Here is a 2134-nt window from a genome sequence, read left to right as displayed (position 1 = left end):
CTCTGGTTGTGAAAGAGCATGCAGGTTAGACTCGGACATGGCGTATCATTCCTCTGTTGGTTGTGATCTTGGCGGTGATCAACCAACAGGATACGCCACCCCTTCAGCCTGCTTCCATACACCAGAAATCACCATAACTCAGATTAATTACGCAAGGATTCATATAATTAACCCCGCGCTCAAGTCGCAATATCCTAAAGCTGCGTACGAGGTGCAGCACACTGTAGCAGTTGATAGTTCTAAGCTTTTTGTCGCTCGCACGGGAATACGAGGATCAAATGATTTGGTATGGGTTGGGAGAGCGGCTAACCATGCTGCAAAGATGGGTGGCCTATCCAGTGCCTACCCATCCAGGATAAGTTCAGATGTGTACGATATGCTGCATGAATCAGTCAAGTTCTCCAAAGGGAAGCCGATGTGGGAAAAAGTAACGTGGACCGACATGAATCGTACAATATACAGGTCTACTTGGTGGTGGCGTGTTTCTTAACAAGTCAATTAACTTCGCGCCTTTGGCGCCGGACACAGCAAAGCTGCGCCGGTTATTGAAGCGTTACACCTCATGGATCCGACCTTGACGTCTGTACGGCAACGCCGTATATTTTGGCAATGCTATTCATCGAAACTTCAACGTTCACCAAGCTATTGCCGAACTACCTCACGGACGAGGAATACCGTGGGCTTCAAACCTACCTTTTGCAGAAGCCGGATGCCGGGGATCTAATCAAAGGCTCGGGTGGCGTTCGTAAAGTTCGATGGGCACCAGCGGGTTCGGGAAAGAGCGGTGGTATCAGAGCCATTTACTACTGGAAGAAGTCTGACCACGAGATATGGATGCTCACGCTGTACAGTAAATCAGGGCGCGCCAGTATTCCTGGCCATACGCTCAAGCAGATAGCAGAGGCAATCAAAAATGGGTGACAGGAACCTTGGGGCAGAGATTCTTGATGGCATCAATGAAATCAAGCAGTTCAAGAAGGGCGAATTGGCTCTACGAACTCATGAGCTATCAGAGCCTTCACCGCCTAAAGTGATCAGGCTGAAGTTGAACATGTCGCAATCTGCGTTTGCCGGTCTTATGGGTGTGAGTGTGCGAACCCTTCAGGATTGGGAACAGGGTCGGCGCGAGCCGCAGGGGCCTGCGGTTGCGCTTCTGCGCATTGCTGAGCAACACCCGGAAGTTTTCAATCAGCTTCACTGACCAGAGTGAGGTGTAACCAGGCCATGCACCGGATGCCAAAACCTCCGCTTCGCTGCGGTTCTGTCACCAGTGATGGTAGGCGTTATGTTTCTCTCAGGGCCGGCTCAAGTCCAAGATGATCAACAAAGGGGATAAAGTCACGATCCAGGAACAACAGAGGTAGCTCCTTCTCTATGCAAAATGTCGCGATGATCACATCGGCAGTCTTTCTGATCGTGATGCCCTTTTTACGAAGCGCTCGATAATTGTCGGCACACTTGGCTGCCATATCTTTGCCAAACATTTCATATTGATCCAGCGCCATCAGGCTTTGTTTGGTCTGACGATATTGTTTGTCGTTGCGGATGCCTTGCAGTATTTCCAGAAATATGAGGTCCCCGATAGCGACAGATCCTTGGACTATCGAGGCATCCAACAGGTCAGTGTGTGGGTTAGTGACTCCGTTGAAATAGTCAATCCAGACGCTGGTATCCACCAGGATCATCCGGCGCTCCGCATTTCATTCAGGTCGCCTTCCCACTTGACCTTGCCGCGCAGCTTTCGAATTTCCTGCTGCTTGCTCAACTGGACCAGAAGTTTCAGGCCTTGCTCAACAGCTTCTTTTTTGGTTTCGTAGCCAGAGGCTTTGAGGGCTTCGGCCATCAACTGGTCGTCAATGACAATGTTCGTTCTCATGGTGCACCTATGTGTATAGTTTGCAGTTTTTATACACAATCTAGCACTTCGGGGAAAACATAACAATCGGCTGCACAGCGGTCGATTTTACGCCGCTTCGCGGCTCCAAGCCGGCGCGTGCATATTCCGGCCCATCGTGAACACCCATTCCGGACGAACATGAACACCTATTCTGGTTCAACGTGAACAGTCATTCCGGTCGAAGATGAACACTTTCTGGTGATTTTCCGGAATCGGTGTTCACCATGCCGGAATCCG

4 protein-coding genes and 1 pseudogene are annotated in these 2134 nt (G+C 50.3%); 3 read left to right on the top strand and 2 right to left on the bottom strand.

Going from position 1 to position 2134, the window contains the following annotated elements; all coding sequences use genetic code 11:
* The 3 genes and pseudogenes from H3Z84_RS16900 to H3Z84_RS01515 all read left to right on the top strand — a co-directional run.
* Positions 1–490: pseudogene (locus H3Z84_RS16900) on the top strand (hypothetical protein); the annotation flags it as partial.
* 119 nt (positions 491–609) lie between these two features.
* A complete protein-coding gene (locus tag H3Z84_RS01520) occupies positions 610–921 on the top strand; it encodes a type II toxin-antitoxin system RelE/ParE family toxin (protein WP_199456008.1) in 312 nt (103 codons plus the stop codon).
* Positions 914–1201, top strand: a complete 288-nt coding sequence (locus H3Z84_RS01515; protein ID WP_094624795.1) for a helix-turn-helix domain-containing protein — start codon at positions 914–916, stop codon at positions 1199–1201. The genes H3Z84_RS01520 and H3Z84_RS01515 overlap by 8 nt, the downstream gene beginning before the upstream one ends.
* 82 nt (positions 1202–1283) lie before the next feature.
* On the opposite strand, the gene H3Z84_RS01510 is transcribed toward H3Z84_RS01515, so the two are convergent.
* Together H3Z84_RS01510 and H3Z84_RS01505 are read right to left on the bottom strand one after the other, a co-directional pair.
* Positions 1284–1685, bottom strand: a complete 402-nt coding sequence (locus H3Z84_RS01510; RefSeq protein WP_054641852.1) for a PIN domain nuclease — start codon at positions 1683–1685, stop codon at positions 1284–1286.
* Positions 1682–1876, bottom strand: a complete 195-nt coding sequence (locus tag H3Z84_RS01505; RefSeq protein WP_022990190.1) for a type II toxin-antitoxin system VapB family antitoxin — start codon at positions 1874–1876, stop codon at positions 1682–1684. The genes H3Z84_RS01510 and H3Z84_RS01505 overlap by 4 nt, the downstream gene beginning before the upstream one ends.
* Positions 1877–2134: the final 258 nt, after the last annotated feature.

Origin of the sequence: Marinobacter sp. bablab_jr003, from assembly GCF_016464245.1 — a bacterium.
In the GTDB taxonomy this organism is placed as follows: domain Bacteria; phylum Pseudomonadota; class Gammaproteobacteria; order Pseudomonadales; family Oleiphilaceae; genus Marinobacter; species Marinobacter vinifirmus.
This window is presented reverse-complemented; position numbering and strand designations above follow the sequence as displayed.

Bases quoted from the DNA above. Each gene is read 5' to 3' on its own strand.
- H3Z84_RS01505 (WP_022990190.1), bottom strand. From the start codon at position 1,876: ATGAGAACGAACATTGTCATTGACGACCAGTTGATGGCCGAAGCCCTC.
- H3Z84_RS01520 (WP_199456008.1), top strand. From the start codon at position 610: ATGCTATTCATCGAAACTTCAACGTTCACCAAGCTATTGCCGAACTAC.
- H3Z84_RS01515 (WP_094624795.1), top strand. From the start codon at position 914: ATGGGTGACAGGAACCTTGGGGCAGAGATTCTTGATGGCATCAATGAA.
- H3Z84_RS01510 (WP_054641852.1), bottom strand. From the start codon at position 1,685: ATGATCCTGGTGGATACCAGCGTCTGGATTGACTATTTCAACGGAGTC.